The sequence below is a fragment of the Burkholderia sp. NFPP32 genome (genome assembly GCF_900119325.1).
Taxonomy (GTDB): domain Bacteria; phylum Pseudomonadota; class Gammaproteobacteria; order Burkholderiales; family Burkholderiaceae; genus Burkholderia; species Burkholderia pyrrocinia_C.
Genome location: NZ_FPJP01000001.1, coordinates 308,745 through 327,382, shown reverse-complemented (window position 1 = coordinate 327,382; position 18,638 = coordinate 308,745). Strand labels below are relative to the sequence as shown.

Sequence of the window (18,638 nt, the reverse complement as noted above, 5' to 3'; positions counted from 1 at the left end):
GCGGAACGACGCGGGTCGGGGTCTAGTAACGGATAGAGTCGTGAAGTCACGACGGGGTGTGCAAGATGGGGAGCATCATGGGGTCGGTCAATACGCAGTCGCAGGCGTGCTCACGCGGCGAGCGCCTTTCCGCGCTGGTCGACGGCGAAATGTTCGATGGCCCGGATCACGGGCAGTTTCTGGCTGAGCTCGACCGCGCGGATCGCGCTGCGTGGGCCCATTACCACCTGATCGGCGATGCGCTGCGCTCGGACGAACTCGCGTTGTCGCCCGCGCTGAGCGTCGCGTTCACCGCGCGCATGTCGGCCGCGCTCGAGAGCGAGCCGCACCTGCTCGCGCCGGCGGCCGCGCCGGTCGCGCGCAGGCTGCTGTCGCTGCGCCGGCGTGTCGTGCCCGCGTTCGCGGTGGCCGCCGCGGCGGCCACGCTGACGTGGATCGTCGTTCCGCAACTGCAGACGGCCGGCACGCCGGGCGCCGTCCAGGTCGCGTCGGTCGGTGCGCCGCAAAGCGGCAACCTGCAGCGCGTGACGGTCGCGCAGGCGTCGGCCCAGCCGGGGCTGCAGGACGTCAACATCATTCGCGACGCCAGTCTCGACCAATACCTTGAAGCGCACCAGCAATTCGCGCAGCAGCCCGTCGTCACGGGTTCGATGCCGCTGATCCGCGCTGCCGTGACCACCACGCCAGGCCAATAAACCCGATGCGGACATTGCAGTTGAATCACGCCATCTCCGGATGGAAGCGGCTGCCGGCCCTCCTGCTTTGTGCAGCCGCCCTGTTGTCCGTTCAATCCCTTCCTGCCAGCGCCCAGCAACCGGACGATCCCGTCGCGACCCGCAAGGGTGCCGCCGACTGGCTCGACCGCGTCCAGCAGGCGGCGCAGCAGCAGAGCTACGAGGGCACGTTCGTCTACCAGCGCGGCGGGTATGTCCAGTCGTCGCGCATCGCGCACGTCGCGTCCCGCGACGGCGAGTTCGAGCGGATCGAGACGCTCGACGGCAAGCCGCGCAAGCTGCTGCGGCATAACGACGAGCTGTACACGTTCGTGCCGGAGCGCAAGCTGTGCGTGGTCGAGCGCCGTCAGACGCGCGATTCGTTCCCCGCGCTGCTCGGCGCGAGCGGCGAACACGTGATGTCCGTCTACGATGCGAAGTTGCTCGGCAAGGACCGCGTGGCCGGGATCGACGCGCAGGTCGTCGAGCTCGTACCGAAGGATGCCTACCGCTTCACGTACAAGCTTTGGGCCGACGCTCGCACGGGGCTGCTGCTGCGTTCGCAGACGCTGGATGCGAACGATCACGTGCTCGAACAGATTGCGTTCTCGCAATTGCAGACGGGCGGTGCGAGCGGCGACAAGGCCGCGATCGCGGCCGGCATGCGCAACCTGAGCGGCTGGACCGTCGTGCGCCCGCCGGTCGCGACGGTCGACATGGAAGCGCAGGGCTGGCAGCTTGCGCCGAGCGTCGCCGGTTTCAAGAAGATCCGCGAAGTGCGCCGGCCGATGGCTGCGCGCGATGCGGGCGATCCGCCGATTCCGGTCGATCAGGCCGTCTTCACCGACGGTCTCGCGACGATCTCCGTTTTCATCGAACCGGCCGAGAAGAACACGCGCAAGGAAGGCGCGGGCAGCACCGGTGCGACGCACGTTCTCGTGAAGCGTCGCGGCGACTACTGGATCACCGTGCTCGGCGAAGTGCCGCCGGCTACGTTGCAGCAGTTCGCGTCTGCCATAGAATACAAGGCTTCCAAGTAACGCTACGGCTTCCGACATGATGAAACACACGCTGCGCAAATGGTTCGCGGCGGCGGCGTTGTCTGCCTGCCTGCCGCTCGTGCCGCATACCGCGATCGCGGTGACGGCTCCCGCTGCCAGCCTGCCCGACTTCGCCGATCTGGTCGAAAGGGTCGGGCCGGCCGTCGTGAACATCAGGACCACCGCCAACGTGCCGACGAGCAGCGGCCCGCGCGGGATGCTCCCGCCGGGCTTCGACAACGGCGACATGTCGGAATTCTTCCGGCGCTTCTTCGGCATTCCGCTGCCGCAGGCGCCCGGCAACGGTAGCGGCAACGGCAACCCGAAGAATGCGCCGGCACCGGACAATCCGCCCGACACCGAGCAGAATCGCGGCGTCGGCTCGGGCTTCATCGTGTCGGCCGACGGTTATGTGATGACCAATGCGCACGTCGTCGACGACGCGGACACCATTTACGTGACGCTGACCGACAAGCGCGAATTCAAGGCGAAGCTGATCGGCGTCGACGATCGCACGGACGTCGCGGTCGTCAAGATCCAGGCGTCGAACCTGCCTGTCGTCGCGATCGGCGACTCGAACAAGGTGCGCGTCGGCGAGTGGGTCGTCGCGATCGGTTCGCCGTTCGGTCTCGACAACACGGTGACGGCCGGCATCGTCAGCTCGAAGAGCCGCAACACGGGCGACTATCTGCCGTTCATCCAGACCGACGTCGCCGTGAACCCCGGCAACTCGGGCGGCCCGCTGATCAACATGCAGGGTGAGGTGATCGGCATCAACTCGCAGATCTACAGCCGTACCGGCGGCTTCATGGGCATTTCGTTCGCGATTCCGATCGACGAGGCGATGCGCGTGGCCGATCAGCTGAAGGCGACGGGCAAGGTCACGCGCGGCCGGATCGCGGTGGCGATCGGCGAGGTGACGAAGGACGTCGCCGACTCGATCGGGTTGCCGAAGGCCGAAGGCGCGCTCGTCAGCAGCGTCGAGCCGGGCGGCCCGGCCGACAAGGCAGGCATCCAGCCGGGCGACATTATCCTGAAGTTCAACGGCCGCCCGGTCGACGCGGCGTCGGACCTGCCGCGCATGGTCGGCGACACGAAGCCCGGCACGAAGGCGACCGTCAGCGTATGGCGCAAGGGTCAGGCGCGCGATTTGCCGATCACGATCGCGGAGACGCCGGTCGAGTCGACGGCCAAGGCCGAACAGCGCAAGAACGCGCCGCAGAAGCCGCGCCAGACCAATTCGCTCGGTCTGACGGTCAGCGACCTGACGGCGGATCAGTTGAAGACGCTGAAGTTGAAGAACGGTGTGCAGATCGACGGCGTCGACGGCCCGGCTGCCCGTGCGGGCCTGCAGCGCGGCGACATCGTGCTGCGCGTCGGCGATACCGACATCACGAGCGCGAAGCAGTTCGCCGAAGTGACCGCGCAGCTCGATCCGCAAAAGGCGGTCGCGGTGCTGGTGCGGCGCGGCGACAATACGCAGTTCGTGCCGGTGCGGCCGCGCCAGAAGTAACGCGCCGATGTTCACGCTCTACGGCCGCGGCTGGTGCCACCTGTGCGACGACATGCGCGGCGCACTGGCGCCGGTGGCGGCCGAATTCGGCGTCGCGGTCGACTATGTCGACATCGACACCGATGCAGCGCTCGTCGCCCGCTACGACGAGGACGTGCCGGTGCTGCTGCTGGACGGCGCGGAAGTGTGCCGCCACCGGTTCGACGACGCGAGGGTGCGCGACGCGCTCATGGCCCGGCGCTGAGCCTGTCGCTGGCCGGTGTCGCTTCGCACGGGACTTCGCCCGGCAGGCGCCCCGGCCGGGCACCGCGCGGCCAGGCGTCCGAAATACCGCCCGGTGAAGGCCTTTTCGGCTAAAATAGGCTGTTTTTTCACCGACTTACACAAGGCGTGCTCCGCAGTCGTCGAGCGCGCCTTTTTCGCTTGATCGGCACTGAATGGATCATATTCGCAATTTCTCGATCATCGCGCACATCGACCATGGCAAGTCGACGCTCGCGGATCGCATCATCCAGGTCTGCGGCGGCCTCGCCGACCGTGAAATGGAAGCGCAGGTGCTCGACTCGATGGATATCGAGCGCGAGCGCGGCATCACGATCAAGGCGCAGACGGCTGCACTGTCCTATCGCGCGCGCGACGGCAAGGTCTACAACCTGAACCTGATCGACACGCCGGGGCACGTCGACTTCTCGTACGAGGTCAGCCGTTCGCTGTCCGCGTGCGAAGGCGCGCTGCTGGTCGTCGACGCGAGCCAGGGCGTCGAGGCGCAGACGGTCGCGAACTGCTACACGGCGATCGAGCTCGGCGTCGAGGTCGTGCCGGTGCTGAACAAGATCGACCTGCCGGCCGCGAACCCCGAGAACGCGATCGAGGAGATCGAGGACGTGATCGGCATCGACGCGACCGACGCGACGCGCTGCAGCGCGAAGACGGGCCTCGGCGTCGAGGATGTGCTCGAAGCGCTGATCGCGAAGGTGCCGCCGCCGAAGGGCGATCCGGACGCGCCGCTGCAGGCGCTCATCATCGATTCGTGGTTCGACAACTACGTCGGCGTCGTAATGCTGGTGCGCATCGTCAACGGCACGCTGCGCCCGAAGGACAAGATCAAGATGATGGCGACCGGCGCGCAGTATCCGGTCGAGCACATCGGCGTGTTCACGCCGAAGTCGCGCAATCTCGATTCGCTGTCGGCGGGGCAGGTGGGCTTCATCATCGCCGGCATCAAGGAACTGACGGCCGCGAAGGTCGGCGATACCGTCACGCATGCGGCCAAGCAGGCGGCGCAAGCGCTGCCGGGCTTCAAGGAAGTGAAGCCGCAGGTGTTCGCCGGCCTCTATCCGGTGGAAGCGAACCAGTACGACGCGCTGCGCGAATCGCTCGAGAAGCTGAAGCTCAACGACGCGTCGCTGCAGTACGAGCCGGAAGTGTCGCAGGCGCTCGGCTTCGGGTTCCGGTGCGGCTTCCTGGGTCTCCTGCATATGGAGATCGTGCAGGAGCGGCTGGAGCGCGAATTCGACATGGACCTCATCACCACGGCGCCGACCGTGGTCTACGAGGTCCTGATGAGCGACGGCTCGATCGTGATGGTCGAGAATCCCGCGAAGATGCCGGAGCCGCCGAAGATCGAGGAGATCCGCGAGCCGATCGTCACGGTGAATCTCTACATGCCGCAGGACTACGTCGGCTCGGTGATCACGCTGTGTACGCAGAAGCGCGGCTCGCAGATCAACATGCAGTATCACGGCCGCCAGGTGCAGCTCACCTACGAAATCCCGATGGCCGAGATCGTGCTCGATTTCTTCGACCGCCTGAAGTCGGTGTCGCGCGGCTACGCGTCGATGGACTACGAGTTCAAGGAATACCGGTCGGCGGACGTCGTGAAGGTCGACATGCTGATCAACGGCGACAAGGTCGACGCGCTGTCGGTGATCGTCCACAGGTCGCAATCGCAGTATCGCGGCCGCGAAGTGGCGGCGAAGATGCGCGAGATCATTCCGCGCCAGATGTACGACGTGGCGATCCAGGCCACGATCGGTGCGCACATCATCGCCCGCGAGAACATCAAGGCGCTGCGCAAGAACGTGCTGGCGAAGTGTTATGGCGGCGACATCACGCGCAAGAAGAAGCTGCTCGAAAAGCAGAAAGCAGGCAAGAAACGCATGAAGCAAGTGGGTTCGGTCGAGATCCCGCAGGAAGCGTTCCTTGCGATCTTGCGCGTCGAAGACAAATAACAGGACTGTTCCTTTCATGAATTTTGCGCTGATTCTTTTTGTGCTCGTCGCCGTGACGGGCGTAGCGTGGGTGCTGGACAAACTGGTGTTCCTGCCGCGGCGACGCATGGCGGCCGACTCGGCGATCGAGGAGTTCGATCGCCAGCAGTCGCGCATCGACAAGCGTTTCGCGGACGAAAACGCCGTGCAGACGCGTTCGAAGCTGCGCGACGAGAAGCTGCGCCAGCCGTGGTGGCTCGAGTACACCGCGAGCTTCTTCCCGGTGATCCTGGCGGTGTTCGTCGTGCGTTCGTTCATCATCGAGCCGTTCAAGATTCCGTCGGGCTCGATGGTGCCGACGCTGCTCGTCGGCGACTTCATCCTCGTCAACAAGTTCGAGTACGGGCTGCGCCTGCCGGTCACGAACACGAAGATCACGCAGGGCAGCCCGCTGTCGCGCGGCGACGTCGTCGTGTTCCGTTATCCGAAGGACGAGTCGGTCGACTACATCAAGCGCGTGATCGGCCTGCCGGGCGACACGGTCGCGTACCAGGACAAGCAGCTCACGATCAACGGCCAGCCGGTGCCCGAAACGCCGCTGCCCGATTTCTTCGACGACGAGCGCCAGAATTACGCGAAGCAGTTCGAGGAGACGATCGGCAACAAGAAGAACGCGATCCTCAACAACCCCGCGGTGCCGCCGTTCGTGATGGGCGCATACGACTATCCGTATCGCGACAACTGCACGTACAACAGCCGCGGCGTGATCTGCAAGGTGCCGCCCGGTCACTACTTCATGATGGGCGACAACCGCGACAACAGCGCGGACAGCCGCTACTGGGGTTTCGTGCCGGACCGGAACATCGTCGGCCGCGCGTTCTTCATCTGGATGAACTTCAGCGACCTGAAGCGCATCGGTTCCTTCAACTGATCGCATTCGACTCACGCGCAATACGCGATGCACGGGCCGCGTCGCGTATTGCCGAACTACTTTAAGAACCGGCGGTAACACCGCCTCGTCACGCCTTTTCGTGTCCGGCCGTGCCGTTTCGGCCCGACCGGCGCCCGCGTTATACTCCTGCACATGCCCCTATCCCAGTTGGAAAGCCGGCTGCGCTACGAATTTCGCAATGCGGAATTGTTGCGCCAGGCTTTGACCCATCGCAGTCACAGCGCCACGCACAACGAACGGCTCGAGTTTCTCGGCGACTCCGTTCTGAATTGCGCGGTGGCCGCCCTTTTGTTCCAGCGTTTCAGCAAGCTGGACGAAGGTGACCTGTCGCGCGTACGCGCCAACCTCGTCAAACAGCAGTCGCTGTACGAAATTGCTCAGGCCCTGAATATTTCGGACGGGTTGCGGCTGGGCGAGGGCGAACTGCGCAGCGGCGGTTTCCGCCGCCCGTCGATCCTCGCGGACGCGTTCGAAGCCATCATCGGGGCCGTGTTCCTCGATGGCGGCTTCGAAGCCGCCCAAGGGGTCATCAAGCGCCTCTACATCCCGATTCTCGACCACATCGATCCGCGCACGCTCGGCAAGGACGCGAAGACGCTGCTGCAGGAATACCTGCAGGGGCACAAGATCGCGCTGCCGACCTACACGGTCGTCGCGACGCATGGTGCGGCGCACAATCAGCAATTCGAAGTCGAATGCACGGTGCCGAAGCTGGACGTGAAGGTGTCGGGCTCCGGTGCGAGCCGGCGCGCGGCCGAGCAGGCCGCAGCGAAGAAGGCGCTCGACGAGGTGATGGCGGCCGCGCCGATGCTGGCCACGAAGCCGAAGCGCTCGAAAAACGCGCGCGGGTCGAAGCATGTCGAACCCGAAATCGTGCCGGGCGTGAAGGGCGTGCAGGAAGCGCTCGACCTGCGCTCGCCGGAGCGGAAGGAACGCGCGGCGGCGCGCGAGGCCAAGGCGGCCGGTGCGGTGCCTGCGGCAACCGCTGCGACCGGCGCCGGCGTAGAGCCGGCTGCGGCGCCGATGGCCGCGATTCGAGCGGCGCATGTCGAGTCGGCTGCCGACAAGGGCGAACGGACGACGAAGCCGGCGAGCGACAAGGTTGCCGAAAAGCCGGCCGAGCGCACCGACAAGGTTGCGGAAAAACCCGCGGAAGCCGCGCCCGCGCCGCGCGCAGCCGACAAACCGGCCGGCCACGCAGCCGATCCGGCATCGTCGTCCACCGACAAGCCTTCGGCCGGCTCCGACCCCGCTTCGCGCGCGACCGTGCGTGCTCGCGATGCCGCGGCGCCCGATTCCGATACGCCGCCGGGCGGTGCGAGCCTCGCTGCCACGCAGGCGCGCGTGGCCGATGCCGACCACTGAATTGCCCATCGATCGTGCCGCGCGCCGCGCGGCCGTTTCCGAACCTGTCTCCCAAACGATATGAACACTCCCGCTCCTACCGGTTTCCGTTGCGGCATGATCGCGATCGTGGGCCGCCCGAACGTCGGCAAGTCGACGTTGATGAACGCACTCGTCGGCCAGAAGATCAGCATCACGTCGCGCAAGGCGCAGACGACCCGCCATCGCATCACCGGCATCAACACGTTCGACGACGCGCAGTTCGTGTTCGTCGACACGCCGGGTTTCCAGACCCGTCACAGCACCGCGCTGAACCGTTCGCTGAACCGCGCGGTCACGTCGACGCTGACGTCGGTCGACGTGATCCTGTTCGTGATCGAAGCGGGCCGCTTCGGGCCCGACGACCAGAAGGTGCTCGACCTGATTCCGCCCGGCATGCCGACGCTGCTGATCGCGAACAAGATCGACCGCGTGGCCGACAAGGCGACGCTGTTCCCGTTCATGCAGCAGATGAGCGCGCTGCGCGAATTCACCGAACTCGTGCCGCTGTCGGCGCAGCGGCCGGAAGACATCAAGCGCCTGCTGGAGACGATCAAGCCGTACCTGCCGGAAGGCGAGCCGATCTACGGCGAGGACGAGCTGACCGATCGCAGCTCGCGCTTCCTCGCGGCCGAGATCCTGCGCGAGAAGGTGTTCCGCTGGACCGGCGACGAACTGCCGTACACGAGCACCGTCATCATCGACAAGTTCGAGGAGGAGGGGCGCCTGAAGCGCATCTTCGCGACGATCCTCGTCGAGCGCGATTCGCACAAGGCGATGGTGATCGGCAAGAAGGGCGAGAAGCTCAAGCAGATCAGCACCGAGGCGCGGATGGACATGGAGAAGCTGTTCGACGGCCCCGTGTACCTCGAGACCTTCGTGAAGGTGAAGAGCGGCTGGGCCGACAACGAGGCGGGGCTGCGCGCCTATGGGTACGAATGACGCGCTGACGTCGACTGAAGACGCGGTGACGGCCGGCGCGAACGACGCGCCGCTGCCGGCACCGCCCGAACCGCCGCGCAAGGCGCGGCGCGCGACGTCTCGCACGTCCGATTTCCGCGTCGCCGAGCAGCCGGCGTTCGTGCTGCACAGCTATCCGTACCGGGAAACGAGCCTGATCGTCGACGTGCTGACGCGCGATCACGGCCGGCTCGCGCTCGTCGCGAAGGGCGCGAAGCGCCCGCACTCCGCACTGCGCGGCGTGCTGCAGACATTCCAGCCGCTGCTGCTGTCCTGGTCGGGCAAATCCGAGGTGCGCACGCTGACGGGCGCCGAGTGGGTCGGCGGGATGCTGCCGCTCGTCGGCGACGGGCTGCTGTGCGGCTTCTACGCGAACGAACTGCTCGTGAAATTCTGCGCGCGCGAAGATCCCCAGCCGCCGCTGTTCAATCATTACGTGCTGACCCTCACGCGCCTCGCGCATGGCGAACCCGCGGTGCAGGTGCTGCGCTCGTTCGAGCGCGTGCTGCTGCGCGAGACCGGCTACGCGATGGCGCTGAACCGCACGGTCGCGCGCCGTGCGGTCGAACCCGACCGCCGCTACGTGTTCGATCCCGAGCGCGGCGTGCGCAATGCTGACGACGATGTGCCGTCGCACTGGCCGGTCATCACCGGACAGACGTTGCTCGACATGGAGCAGGACGATTACCATCGAGCCCAGACGGTTGCGCAAAGCAAGACGCTGATGCGCTTCCTGCTGAACACCTATCTCGGCGGTACGCCGCTTGCCACGCGCCAGATCCTGATCGACCTGCAAAACCTATGAGCTTCTTCCTGACAACGCCCACTGCCATCGACCTCGGCGTGAACATCGACCACGTCGCGACGCTGCGCAATGCGCGCGGCACCGCCTATCCCGATCCGATCCGCGCGGCGCTCGCCGCCGAAGAGGCCGGTGCGGACGCGATCACGCTGCACCTGCGCGAGGATCGCCGTCACATCGTCGACGCGGACGTGCGCAAGCTGCGCCCGCTGCTGAAGACGCGCATGAACCTTGAATGCGCGGTGACGGCCGAGATGCTCGATATCGCGTGTGAAGTGCGTCCGCACGACGCGTGCCTCGTGCCCGAGAAGCGCGAGGAACTGACGACCGAAGGCGGCCTCGACGTCGCCGGCCACTTCGAGGCCGTGCGCGCGGCGTGCAAGCAGCTTGCCGACGTGGGCGTGCGCGTGTCGCTGTTCATCGACCCTGACGAAACGCAGATCCGCGCCGCGCACGAAGCGGGCGCGCCGGTGATCGAGCTGCATACGGGCCGCTACGCCGAGGCGCACGACGAAGCCGCGCAGCAGCGCGAATACGAGCGCATCGTCGCGGGCGTGCAGGCCGGCGCGAAGCTCGGCCTTAAGGTCAACGCGGGTCACGGCCTGCATTACACGAACGTGCAGCAGATCGCCGCGATCGACGGCATCGTCGAGCTGAACATCGGCCACGCAATCGTCGCGCACGCGATCTTCGCGGGCTGGGACAACGCGGTGCGCGAGATGAAGGCGATCATGGTTGCCGCACGCGTCGCCGCGCTGCATGGCGGCGCGCGTTGAAGATGAAATTCCATCGCGCCGCGGGCGCCGTTTGCAACCCGGCCCCGCTGGGGCGTTCCGGCGCGTACTGACATGGCGATCTACGGTATCGGTACCGACATTGCCCAGGTGAGCCGCGTCGCGGCCGTGCTCGAACGCACGGGCGGCCGGTTTGCCGAGAAGGTGCTGGGCCCCGACGAGCTGCGCGTGTTCCATGCGCGTCGCGCACGTTCCGAGGCGCGCGGCATCGCGTTTCTCGCGACGCGCTTTTCCGCGAAGGAAGCGTTCTCGAAGGCGATCGGGCTCGGCATGCACTGGCCGATGACGTGGCGTGCATTGCAGACCCTCAACCACCCGAGCGGCGAGCCGTACGTGGTCGCGTCGGGCGAGCTGGCCGACTGGCTTGCCGCACGCGGCATCACGGCGCGCGTGACGGTCAGCGACGAACGCGACTATGCGGTGTCGTTCGTGATCGCAGAGACGGACGCCGCACCCGCACCTGTTTCCCGAACCTCCTCCTGACGGAATTCCCGATTCGATGAAAACGACTCCCGGCCCGGTCATGCTCGACGTCGTCGGCACGGCCCTGTCGCGCGACGATGCGCGGCGCCTCGCGCATCCGAACACCGGCGGCGTGATCCTGTTCGCGCGGCACTTCCAGAATCGTGCGCAACTGACCGCGTTGACCGACTCGATCCGCGCGGTGCGCGAAGACGTCCTGATCGCCGTCGATCACGAAGGCGGGCGCGTGCAGCGTTTCCGCACCGACGGCTTCACGGTGCTGCCCGCGATGCGCCGCCTCGGCGAGCTGTGGGATCGCGACGTGCTGCTCGCGACGAAGGTCGCGACCGCCGTCGGTTACATCCTGGCCGCCGAGCTGCGCGCGTGCGGGATCGACATGAGCTTCACGCCCGTGCTCGATCTCGACTACGGGCACTCGAAAGTGATCGGCGATCGCGCGTTCCATCGCGACCCGCGCGTCGTCACGCTGCTCGCGAAGAGCCTGAACCACGGGCTGTCGCTTGCCGGCATGGCGAACTGCGGCAAGCATTTTCCGGGGCACGGCTTCGCGGAGGCCGATTCGCACGTCGCGCTGCCGACCGACGATCGCACGCTCGACGCGATCCTCAAGCAGGACGTCGCGCCGTACGACTGGCTCGGCTTGTCGCTGTCCGCGGTGATTCCCGCACACGTGATCTACACGCAGGTCGACCAGCGGCCGGCCGGTTTCTCGCGCGTGTGGCTGCAGGACATCCTGCGCGGCCGGCTCGGCTTCACGGGCGCGATCTTCAGCGACGACCTGTCGATGGAGGCCGCCCGCGAAGGCGGCACGCTCACTCAGGCGGCCGAAGCCGCGCTCGCCGCCGGTTGCGACATGGTGCTCGTCTGCAACCAGCCGGACGCAGCCGAGGTCGTGCTGGACGGGCTGAAGGCGCACGCATCGGCCGAGTCGGTGCGACGTCTCAAGCGGATGCGCGCGCGCGGCAAGGCGCTCAAGTGGGACAAGCTGATCGTGCAGCCCGAGTATCTGCAGGCACAGGCGCTGTTGAGCAGCGCACTGGCGTAAGCGGGGAAGGGGCTGGCGCGGTACCGCGCCATTCCGGTCGCTGAAGCAAAAAGCCGCGCAACAGCGCGGCTTTTTACATGGGGTGCGGCAGGCGTGAACAGGACCGCGGCGGAAATCGGGCATGCCGGCACGGCGACCTCATGGCGCAACTAACGGGCAAATCCTGCCAGCGCCCGCATGCATCGCCGGCCGCTCAGTTCACCTTCATCCGCTGCAGTTTGTTGTACAGCGTCTTGGGGCTGATGCCGAGCAGCGTCGCCGCGCGGTGGCGCGTGCCGCCGACCGCGTCGAGCGTCGCACGGATCAGCAGATCCTCGACGTCGGCCAGCGGCGTGCCGACCTTGATCTGCACGCTGCTGCCGTTCAGCGCGGCGCCGGCGGCGAAGCTGGTCTCGCCGGCGCGCAGCGTCTCGATGAAGTCGCCCGATGCGTCGTACGCGAAGCGCACGCGCTCCTGCAGCTCACGCACGTTGCCGGGCCATTCGTAGGACACGCATTCGCGCACGAAGCCCGGCGCCGCGCGCTTGTCGGTCGTGTTGCGGCCGGTCGCGCGCGCTTCGCGGTTCAGTTCGTCGATCAGCGCGTCCGCGATCGCGAGTGCGTCGCCGTCGCGCTCGCGCAGCGGCGGCATCGTGACCGATGCCGCATCGAGGCGCAGCCACAGATCCTCGCGCAGCGTGCCGTTCGCGACCGCTTCGCGCGCCGGGCGGCGCGTGGTCGCGATCAGCCGGAAATCGCTCGTGATCGCGCTCGTGCCGCCGATCCGCATGAAGTTCTGCGAATCGAGCGCTTGCAGCAGCGCTTCCTGCAGCACGAGCGGCAGCGCGGTGATCTCGTCGAGGAACAGCGTGCCGCCGCCCGCCTGTTCGAACAGGCCCGATTCGCGGCGCTCGGCGCCGTCGAATGCGCCGCGCTCATGGCCGAACAGCACGCTGTCGAGCGATGCGCCGTGCCGGCCTGCCTGCGTGATCGTCCGGCAGTCGAACGACACGAACGGCCCTTTGCGGCGGCGGCTCAGTTCATGCAGCGTGCGTGCGGCCAGCTTCTTGCCGGTGCCGGCTTCGCCCGCGATCAGCACGGCCGTTTCGGTGCGCGCGTTGTGCTCGATCATGTCGTACACGTGCTGCATCGCGTCGCTGCGGCCGACCAGTGCGCCGAAGCGGCCGAGATGGCGCAGCGATGCGCGCAGCGACTGCACTTCGTCGATCAGTTCGTACGGGCGGGGGATTCGCGCGAGCAGGCTGCGCAGGCGCGGAATGTTGATCGGCTTCAGCAGGTAGTCCCAAATACCGTGACGCAGGCCCTCGATTGCGCTTTCGACCGTCGCGTTGCCCGTCAGCACGATGACGGGCAACGAGCCGTTCGGCTGTTGCTGCGGCAGGTGCTGGAGCAGGTCGAACCCGCTGCCGTCCGGCAGGTTCAGGTCGACGAGGACGACATCGGGAATCGAGCGGCCGAGCGCCGTGCGCGCTTCGGCGAGCGACGTGGCCGTGTCGACCGAGAAGCCGTCTGCGGCGAGCAGCGCGGTGAGGCCGGAGAGACTGTTGGGATCGTCTTCGACAATCAGGGCGTGTGGCATGGTGGACGCGAGTCGAGTCAAGAGAGGCGGGCCGTCGGCCATCGGGAGCCGCAGCCGCATGTCAGATTAAAAACTGATTTTATGCCCCGCCGAACGCGTAACGCGCATTATTTCTCCGGCGCTATAAAACAGTTACCGATGATACAAATTGAATATCTTTACCGGTGGATTTTGTGCTTGATATGGCACTGGTTTGCGGTCGCTGTTGGCGACAGGCAAACAAAAAGCGCCCCGAAGGGCGCTTTGTTCGACGCGGGAATCGCTGGCGATTACGCGCGGCTGCGGTATTCGTTCGTGCGCGTATCGATTTCGATCTTGTCGCCGGTGTTGCAGAAGAGCGGAACCTGCAGTTCGAAGCCCGTTGCGAGCTTTGCGTTCTTCAGCACCTTGCCCGACGACGTGTCGCCCTTGACGGCCGGCTCGGTGTAGGTGATCTCGCGAACGAGGATCGTCGGCAGTTCGACCGAGATCGCCTTCTCGTTGTAGAACACGACTTCGCATGCCATGCCGTCTTCGAGGTAGTTCAGCGCTTCGCCCATCATTTCGGCTTCGACTTCGAACTGGTTGTAGTCGGCGTCCATGAACACGTACATCGGGTCGGCGAAGTACGAGTACGTCACTTCCTTGCGGTCGAGCACGACGACGTCGAACTTGTCGTCGGCCTTGTAGACCGATTCCTGGCCTGCGTTGGTCAGCAGGTTCTTCATCTTCATCTTGACGACGGCGGCGTTACGGCCCGACTTGTTGTATTCCGTCTTCGAGATGACCCATGCGTCGCTGCCGATCTGCACGACGTTGCCTACGCGGAGTTCCTGTGCGGTCTTCATAAAAAAACTGTCCTGATCAAATCAAATAAATAGGTGCCTGAGCGTTGCGCAACAGCCGAGGTGCCAAGCGGTGCGTTCCGGTGGACGCCAAAAGCGAGCGCTTGCATGGTCAGCCGTCGGATAACCGCTTATTTTAACTGAGATTTTGCGTATTCGGCCAGCTTTCCGGCGAGATCGCCGACGGCCGCGAGCGTATCGGCCCAGCGGGCCGCGTTGGCGGCCAGGGCGGCCCGGTGTTGCAGGAAATCGGCCCAGTCGGGCGTGCCGGCGCCGTTCCACGCATGCCAGAAGCGCTCGAGCGCCGCGCGCGGCGCGTCGGCGAGGCCGGCAGACAGGTGCGCGAGCGCGGCGTCGAGCTTCGGCAGGTGCACATCGTCGGCCTGCGGGTAGATGTGCCACACGAATGGCTTGCGTGCCCACTGCGCACGGACGAACGAATCCTCGCCGCGTACGAAATTGATGTCGGCCACCCACAGCAGCGGGTCGTAGTCGGCCTGCGGGACGAACGCGAGCCCGTGAGCGACCAGGTTGCCGCTGCTCGCATGCGCGCCTGCGCCGAACGACTCGACCCCGAAAAAGCGCGCCACGGCGGGCGACACGCGGCCGGCCGGCACGAGCGCGACGACCGGTGACGGGCCGTCGCGCCACTGCGCGAGCAGCGCGTCGACGGCCGGATTCTCGTATGCGAACAGGCTGACGACCGTCGTGCCGGGCGCCGGCGGTGCGCCGCCGGTCGCGCGCTGCCACCACGCGGCGCGCGCGGCCGCGTCGGTTTCGAACGCGGTGCGGCGCGCATCGAGGTCGTGTTCCTTCAGGACGCCGCCCGTGCCGGCCGACAGGCCCGGGAAGAAGAATGTCTTCAGCAGCGGGTAGCGCGGATGCGGCGACGGCCGCAAATGGAAATCGGCGACCCAATCCTCGGCGCTCAGGTATTCGAGGTTGATCCACACCGGGCGACGCGCACGGCGTGCCATCGCCGCCAGATACGCACCGGGCAGCTCGCATGCGAATGCCTCGATCACGACGTCGGCGATCTCGAGCGCGTCGCCGGCTTCCGCATGCCAGTGCTCGATCGCGATGCCGTCGACCGACTGCCGTCCCGCGTCGGGATCGATCCCCGGCAGCAGGCGCGCGAACGTGCGCAGGTCGTCGACGAACAGGCGAACCTGCCAGCCGTGCTCGTGTGCGAGCTGGCGCGCGACGCGCCAGCACACGCCGATGTCGCCGAAATTGTCGATTACCGTGCAGAAGAGGTCGCAGGCGATCGGTTCGCCCGGCGCGAGCGGCGCGGCGGATTGGGGGGCAGCGGTGGTGCGTGGCATCGAAGCGGGCCGGTGAATGCTCTAAACTGGCGATTCTAATAGACCCGTCCCGCGTTACAAGGCGCCCGGATCACGCATGACAGCCCCAGAAGCCTCCGATACTCCGTTCGAACCGAAGAAGATCCTTGCGCAGTTGCCGCACATGCCGGGTGTCTATCGCTATTACGACACGGCGGGCGCCGTCCTCTACGTCGGCAAGGCGCGCGACCTGAAGAAGCGCGTGTCGAGCTATTTCACGAAGACGCAACTGTCGCCGCGCATCGCGATGATGGTCACGCGCATCGCGCGCATCGAAACGACCGTCACGCGCTCGGAAGCCGAGGCGCTGCTGCTCGAGAACAACCTGATCAAGGCGCTCGCGCCGCGCTACAACATCCTGTTTCGCGACGACAAGTCATATCCGTACCTTAAGCTCACCGCGCACCGTTTTCCGCGGATGGCCTACTACCGCGGCTCGGTCGACAAGCAGAACCAGTATTTCGGGCCGTTCCCGAGTGCGTGGGCCGTGCGCGAGAGCATCCAGATCCTGCAGCGTGTGTTCCAGTTGCGGACCTGCGAGGATTCGGTCTTCAACAACCGCACGCGGCCGTGCCTGCTGCACCAGATCGGACGCTGCACGGCGCCGTGCGTCGGTGCGATTTCCGACGAGGATTACGCGGTCGACGTGTCGAACGCCGCGCGTTTCCTGCTCGGCCGGCAGTCCGAAGTGATGAACGAGCTCGAGCAGAAGATGCACGCGTTCGCGGCCGAGCTGAAATTCGAGCAGGCGGCTGCGGTGCGCAACCAGATGAGTTCGCTTGCAACGGTGCTGCACCAGCAGGCGATCGAGGTCGGCGGCGACAGCGACGTCGACATCCTGGCGGTCGTCGCGCTGGGCGGCCGCGTGTGCGTGAACCTTGCGATGGTGCGCGGCGGCCGCCATCTCGGCGACAAGGCGTATTTCCCGACGCACGTCGAAAGCGCGCTGACGCTTGCCGAGGGCGGCCTCGGAGACGAGGCCGAGGTGGCGGAGGTTGCCGACGCGGCCGGCGGTGTGCTGCCCGACCAGCCTGCGGCAGAAGGAGGCGGCGCGCGCGGCGACGCGGTGGCGTCGGTCGAGGCCGAAGTGCTCGATGCGTTCATCTCTCAGCACTATCTCGGCAACCGCGTGCCGCCGGTGCTCGTCGTGAGTCATGCGCCCGCGAGCCGCGACCTGCTCGAGCTGCTGTCCGAGCAGGCCGGCCACAAGGTGTCGCTGGTGCGGCAGCCGCAGGGGCAGCGGCGTGCGTGGCTGTCGATGGCCGAGCAGAACGCGCGGCTCGCGCTCGCGCGGCTGCTGTCCGAGCAGGGCTCGCAACAGGCGCGTACGCGCGCGCTTGCGGAGACGCTCGGCTACGAATGCGACGATCTCGCGACGCTGCGGATCGAATGCTTCGACATCAGCCATACGATGGGCGAGGCGACGCAGGCGTCATGCGTCGTCTATCACCATCACAAGATGCAGTCGGGCGAGTATCGTCGCTACAACATCACGGGTATCACGCCGGGCGACGATTACGCGGCGATGCGGCAGGTGCTCACGCGCCGCTACGAGAAGATGGTCGAGCAGGCCGCGCAGGCGGCCGCCGCCGACGATGCGGCGGGCATCGACGGCGAGTCGACGCGCCAGGCCGAGGCGTCGAGCCTGCTGCCGAACCTCGTGCTGATCGACGGCGGCAAGGGTCAGGTCGAAATCGCGCGGCAGGTGTTCACCGAGCTCGGGCTCGACACGTCGATGCTGGTCGGCGTCGCGAAAGGCGAGGGGCGCAAGGTGGGCCTCGAGACGCTCGTGTTCGCGGACGGCCGCACGCCGCTCGAACTCGGCAAGGAGAGCGCCGCGCTGATGCTCGTTGCGCAGATTCGCGACGAGGCGCACCGCTTCGCGATCACGGGCATGCGCGCGAAGCGGGCGAAGGCGCGCCAGACGTCGCGGCTCGAGGAACTCGAGGGCGTCGGCGCGAAGCGCCGGCAGCGGCTGCTCGCGCGCTTCGGCGGGTTGCGCGGCGTCGTTGCCGCGAGCGTCGAGGAACTCGCGAGCGTCGAGGGCATCTCGCACGCGCTTGCCGAGCAGATATACAAGCAGCTTCACTGACGCGCCCGTGCGGCCGGCTGCCTTGCCCGCGTTTTCGCGTTCTTGTGGCAGGCCGGTCGACACGGCACAATTGCGAATCCTTTACTGTCCCGGATGCCATGCCGTTCAATTTCCCGATTTTCCTGACGTGGGTACGGATCGTGCTGATCCCGCTCGTCGTCGGCGTGTTCTATCTGCCGGACACGGTGATGGGCGGCGCGCACCGCAATCTCGCGGCGGCGGCGATCTTCATCCTCGCCGCGCTGACCGACTGGTTCGACGGGTTTCTCGCGCGCAAGTGGAACCAGACCTCGTCGTTCGGCGCGTTTCTCGATCCGGTGGCGGACAAGCTGATGGTGACGGCCGCGCTGCTGATCCTCGTGCAGATTTCGCGGGTCGACGCGGCGATCGCGCTCGTGATCGTCGGCCGCGAGATCGCGATCTCGGCGCTGCGCGAGTGGATGGCGCAGATCGGCGCGTCGAAGAGCGTCGCGGTGAACCAGCTCGGCAAGTTCAAGACCGCGTGCCAGATGGTCGCGATCCCGATGCTGCTGTTCTACGGGCCGCTGCCGCTCGGCGTCGCGACGATCGACACGCGCGTATGGGGCGAGTGGCTGATGTATCTCGCGGCGGTGCTGACGATCTGGTCGATGCTGTACTACATGAAGCTTGCGTGGCCGCAGATTCGCGAGCGCGGCGGCGCGTGACCCGCGCCACGCGTTCGGCGGCGCGGGTTTTTGGAAAAAGGGCTGGAAAAGCCCTTGACATACGAATGTGCCTTAGACATAATCTCGCTTCTCCGCTGCACGGCGAAGTAAGTGCGACGGGGAAGCAGTAGCGCAGCAATACGCGGGAGTAGCTCAGTTGGTAGAGCGCAACCTTGCCAAGGTTGAGGTCGCGAGTTCGAGACTCGTCTCCCGCTCCAG

At 66.4% G+C, this 18,638-nt stretch carries 17 protein-coding genes and 1 tRNA gene; 15 read left to right on the top strand and 3 right to left on the bottom strand.

Annotated features, from left to right (window positions below; translation table 11 throughout):
- Nucleotides 1–77 precede the first annotated feature (77 nt).
- The 12 genes from BT264_RS01405 (at nucleotide 78) to nagZ (ending at nucleotide 11,895) form a co-directional block, all read left to right on the top strand.
- Nucleotides 78–695: a sigma-E factor negative regulatory protein gene (locus BT264_RS01405; protein ID WP_072436000.1), complete on the top strand. Its 618-nt coding sequence runs from the start codon at nucleotides 78–80 to the stop codon at nucleotides 693–695.
- Nucleotides 696–700: 5 nt separating this feature from the next.
- The gene (locus tag BT264_RS01400; RefSeq protein ID WP_072435999.1) at nucleotides 701–1,753 is read left to right on the top strand and encodes a MucB/RseB C-terminal domain-containing protein; all 1,053 of its coding nucleotides are present in this window, start codon (nucleotides 701–703) and stop codon (nucleotides 1,751–1,753) included.
- Between the two features lie 16 nt (nucleotides 1,754–1,769).
- Complete coding sequence (locus BT264_RS01395) at nucleotides 1,770–3,266, top strand: DegQ family serine endoprotease (RefSeq protein ID WP_072435998.1); 1,497 nt, start codon at nucleotides 1,770–1,772, stop codon at nucleotides 3,264–3,266.
- Nucleotides 3,267–3,273: 7 nt separating this feature from the next.
- Nucleotides 3,274–3,510 (top strand): glutaredoxin family protein, encoded by a 237-nt coding sequence (locus tag BT264_RS01390; RefSeq protein WP_072435997.1) that lies wholly within the window; start codon nucleotides 3,274–3,276, stop codon nucleotides 3,508–3,510.
- A 193-nt stretch (nucleotides 3,511–3,703) separates the two neighbouring features.
- Nucleotides 3,704–5,497, top strand: a complete 1,794-nt coding sequence (gene lepA, locus BT264_RS01385) for a translation elongation factor 4 (RefSeq protein WP_072435996.1) — start codon at nucleotides 3,704–3,706, stop codon at nucleotides 5,495–5,497.
- 16 nt (nucleotides 5,498–5,513) lie between these two features.
- Nucleotides 5,514–6,407 carry a signal peptidase I gene (gene lepB, locus BT264_RS01380; RefSeq protein ID WP_072435995.1) on the top strand — a complete coding sequence of 298 codons (894 nt, stop codon included), beginning with the start codon at nucleotides 5,514–5,516 and terminating at the stop codon, nucleotides 6,405–6,407.
- A 153-nt stretch (nucleotides 6,408–6,560) separates the two neighbouring features.
- Nucleotides 6,561–7,793 carry a ribonuclease III gene (gene rnc, locus BT264_RS37800; protein ID WP_072435994.1) on the top strand — a complete coding sequence of 411 codons (1,233 nt, stop codon included), beginning with the start codon at nucleotides 6,561–6,563 and terminating at the stop codon, nucleotides 7,791–7,793.
- Between the two features lie 60 nt (nucleotides 7,794–7,853).
- Nucleotides 7,854–8,753 (top strand): GTPase Era, encoded by a 900-nt coding sequence (era, locus tag BT264_RS37795; RefSeq protein ID WP_072435993.1) that lies wholly within the window; start codon nucleotides 7,854–7,856, stop codon nucleotides 8,751–8,753.
- Nucleotides 8,740–9,576 carry a DNA repair protein RecO gene (gene recO, locus BT264_RS01365; RefSeq protein ID WP_072435992.1) on the top strand — a complete coding sequence of 279 codons (837 nt, stop codon included), beginning with the start codon at nucleotides 8,740–8,742 and terminating at the stop codon, nucleotides 9,574–9,576. Before era ends, recO begins: the two co-directional genes overlap by 14 nt.
- Complete coding sequence (gene pdxJ, locus BT264_RS01360) at nucleotides 9,573–10,349, top strand: pyridoxine 5'-phosphate synthase (protein WP_072435991.1); 777 nt, start codon at nucleotides 9,573–9,575, stop codon at nucleotides 10,347–10,349. Before recO ends, pdxJ begins: the two co-directional genes overlap by 4 nt.
- Nucleotides 10,350–10,421: 72 nt before the next feature.
- Nucleotides 10,422–10,850, top strand: a complete 429-nt coding sequence (gene acpS / locus BT264_RS01355) for a holo-ACP synthase (RefSeq protein WP_021159685.1) — start codon at nucleotides 10,422–10,424, stop codon at nucleotides 10,848–10,850.
- A 16-nt stretch (nucleotides 10,851–10,866) separates the two neighbouring features.
- The gene (nagZ, locus tag BT264_RS01350) at nucleotides 10,867–11,895 is read left to right on the top strand and encodes a beta-N-acetylhexosaminidase (RefSeq protein ID WP_072435990.1); all 1,029 of its coding nucleotides are present in this window, start codon (nucleotides 10,867–10,869) and stop codon (nucleotides 11,893–11,895) included.
- 193 nt (nucleotides 11,896–12,088) lie between these two features.
- Here nagZ and BT264_RS01345 read toward each other — a convergent pair whose 3' ends face one another.
- The 3 genes from BT264_RS01345 to earP all read right to left on the bottom strand — a co-directional run bounded on the left by BT264_RS01345 (nucleotide 12,089) and on the right by earP (nucleotide 15,623).
- Complete coding sequence (locus BT264_RS01345) at nucleotides 12,089–13,474, bottom strand: sigma-54-dependent transcriptional regulator (RefSeq protein WP_072435989.1); 1,386 nt, start codon at nucleotides 13,472–13,474, stop codon at nucleotides 12,089–12,091.
- A 269-nt stretch (nucleotides 13,475–13,743) separates the two neighbouring features.
- Nucleotides 13,744–14,301, bottom strand: coding sequence for an elongation factor P (gene efp, locus BT264_RS01340; RefSeq protein WP_034186515.1), 558 nt, complete (start codon nucleotides 14,299–14,301; stop codon nucleotides 13,744–13,746).
- 128 nt (nucleotides 14,302–14,429) lie between these two features.
- Nucleotides 14,430–15,623 (bottom strand): elongation factor P maturation arginine rhamnosyltransferase EarP, encoded by a 1,194-nt coding sequence (gene earP, locus BT264_RS01335; RefSeq protein WP_072435988.1) that lies wholly within the window; start codon nucleotides 15,621–15,623, stop codon nucleotides 14,430–14,432.
- Between the two features lie 76 nt (nucleotides 15,624–15,699).
- On the opposite strand from earP, the gene uvrC reads away from it, so the two are divergent.
- The 3 genes from uvrC (at nucleotide 15,700) to BT264_RS01320 (ending at nucleotide 18,637) form a co-directional block, all read left to right on the top strand.
- On the top strand, nucleotides 15,700–17,733 hold the full coding sequence (gene uvrC, locus BT264_RS01330) for an excinuclease ABC subunit UvrC (protein WP_072435987.1): 2,034 nt from the start codon (nucleotides 15,700–15,702) through the stop codon (nucleotides 17,731–17,733).
- Nucleotides 17,734–17,831: 98 nt separating this feature from the next.
- A complete protein-coding gene (gene pgsA, locus BT264_RS01325) occupies nucleotides 17,832–18,419 on the top strand; it encodes a CDP-diacylglycerol--glycerol-3-phosphate 3-phosphatidyltransferase (RefSeq protein WP_034183114.1) in 588 nt (195 codons plus the stop codon).
- Nucleotides 18,420–18,561: 142 nt separating this feature from the next.
- Nucleotides 18,562–18,637: transfer RNA gene (locus BT264_RS01320), tRNA-Gly, on the top strand.
- The last annotated feature ends 1 nt before the right edge of the window (nucleotide 18,638 follow it).

Coding starts and splice junctions, on each gene's coding strand:
- BT264_RS01405 (WP_072436000.1), top strand. CDS start 78: ATGGGGTCGGTCAATACGCAGTCGCAGGCGTGCTCACGCGGCGAGCGC.
- BT264_RS01400 (WP_072435999.1), top strand. CDS start 701: ATGCGGACATTGCAGTTGAATCACGCCATCTCCGGATGGAAGCGGCTG.
- BT264_RS01395 (WP_072435998.1), top strand. CDS start 1,770: ATGATGAAACACACGCTGCGCAAATGGTTCGCGGCGGCGGCGTTGTCT.
- BT264_RS01390 (WP_072435997.1), top strand. CDS start 3,274: ATGTTCACGCTCTACGGCCGCGGCTGGTGCCACCTGTGCGACGACATG.
- lepA (WP_072435996.1), top strand. CDS start 3,704: ATGGATCATATTCGCAATTTCTCGATCATCGCGCACATCGACCATGGC.
- lepB (WP_072435995.1), top strand. CDS start 5,514: ATGAATTTTGCGCTGATTCTTTTTGTGCTCGTCGCCGTGACGGGCGTA.
- rnc (WP_072435994.1), top strand. CDS start 6,561: ATGCCCCTATCCCAGTTGGAAAGCCGGCTGCGCTACGAATTTCGCAAT.
- era (WP_072435993.1), top strand. CDS start 7,854: ATGAACACTCCCGCTCCTACCGGTTTCCGTTGCGGCATGATCGCGATC.
- recO (WP_072435992.1), top strand. CDS start 8,740: ATGGGTACGAATGACGCGCTGACGTCGACTGAAGACGCGGTGACGGCC.
- pdxJ (WP_072435991.1), top strand. CDS start 9,573: ATGAGCTTCTTCCTGACAACGCCCACTGCCATCGACCTCGGCGTGAAC.
- acpS (WP_021159685.1), top strand. CDS start 10,422: ATGGCGATCTACGGTATCGGTACCGACATTGCCCAGGTGAGCCGCGTC.
- nagZ (WP_072435990.1), top strand. CDS start 10,867: ATGAAAACGACTCCCGGCCCGGTCATGCTCGACGTCGTCGGCACGGCC.
- BT264_RS01345 (WP_072435989.1), bottom strand. CDS start 13,474: ATGCCACACGCCCTGATTGTCGAAGACGATCCCAACAGTCTCTCCGGC.
- efp (WP_034186515.1), bottom strand. CDS start 14,301: ATGAAGACCGCACAGGAACTCCGCGTAGGCAACGTCGTGCAGATCGGC.
- earP (WP_072435988.1), bottom strand. CDS start 15,623: ATGCCACGCACCACCGCTGCCCCCCAATCCGCCGCGCCGCTCGCGCCG.
- uvrC (WP_072435987.1), top strand. CDS start 15,700: ATGACAGCCCCAGAAGCCTCCGATACTCCGTTCGAACCGAAGAAGATC.
- pgsA (WP_034183114.1), top strand. CDS start 17,832: ATGCCGTTCAATTTCCCGATTTTCCTGACGTGGGTACGGATCGTGCTG.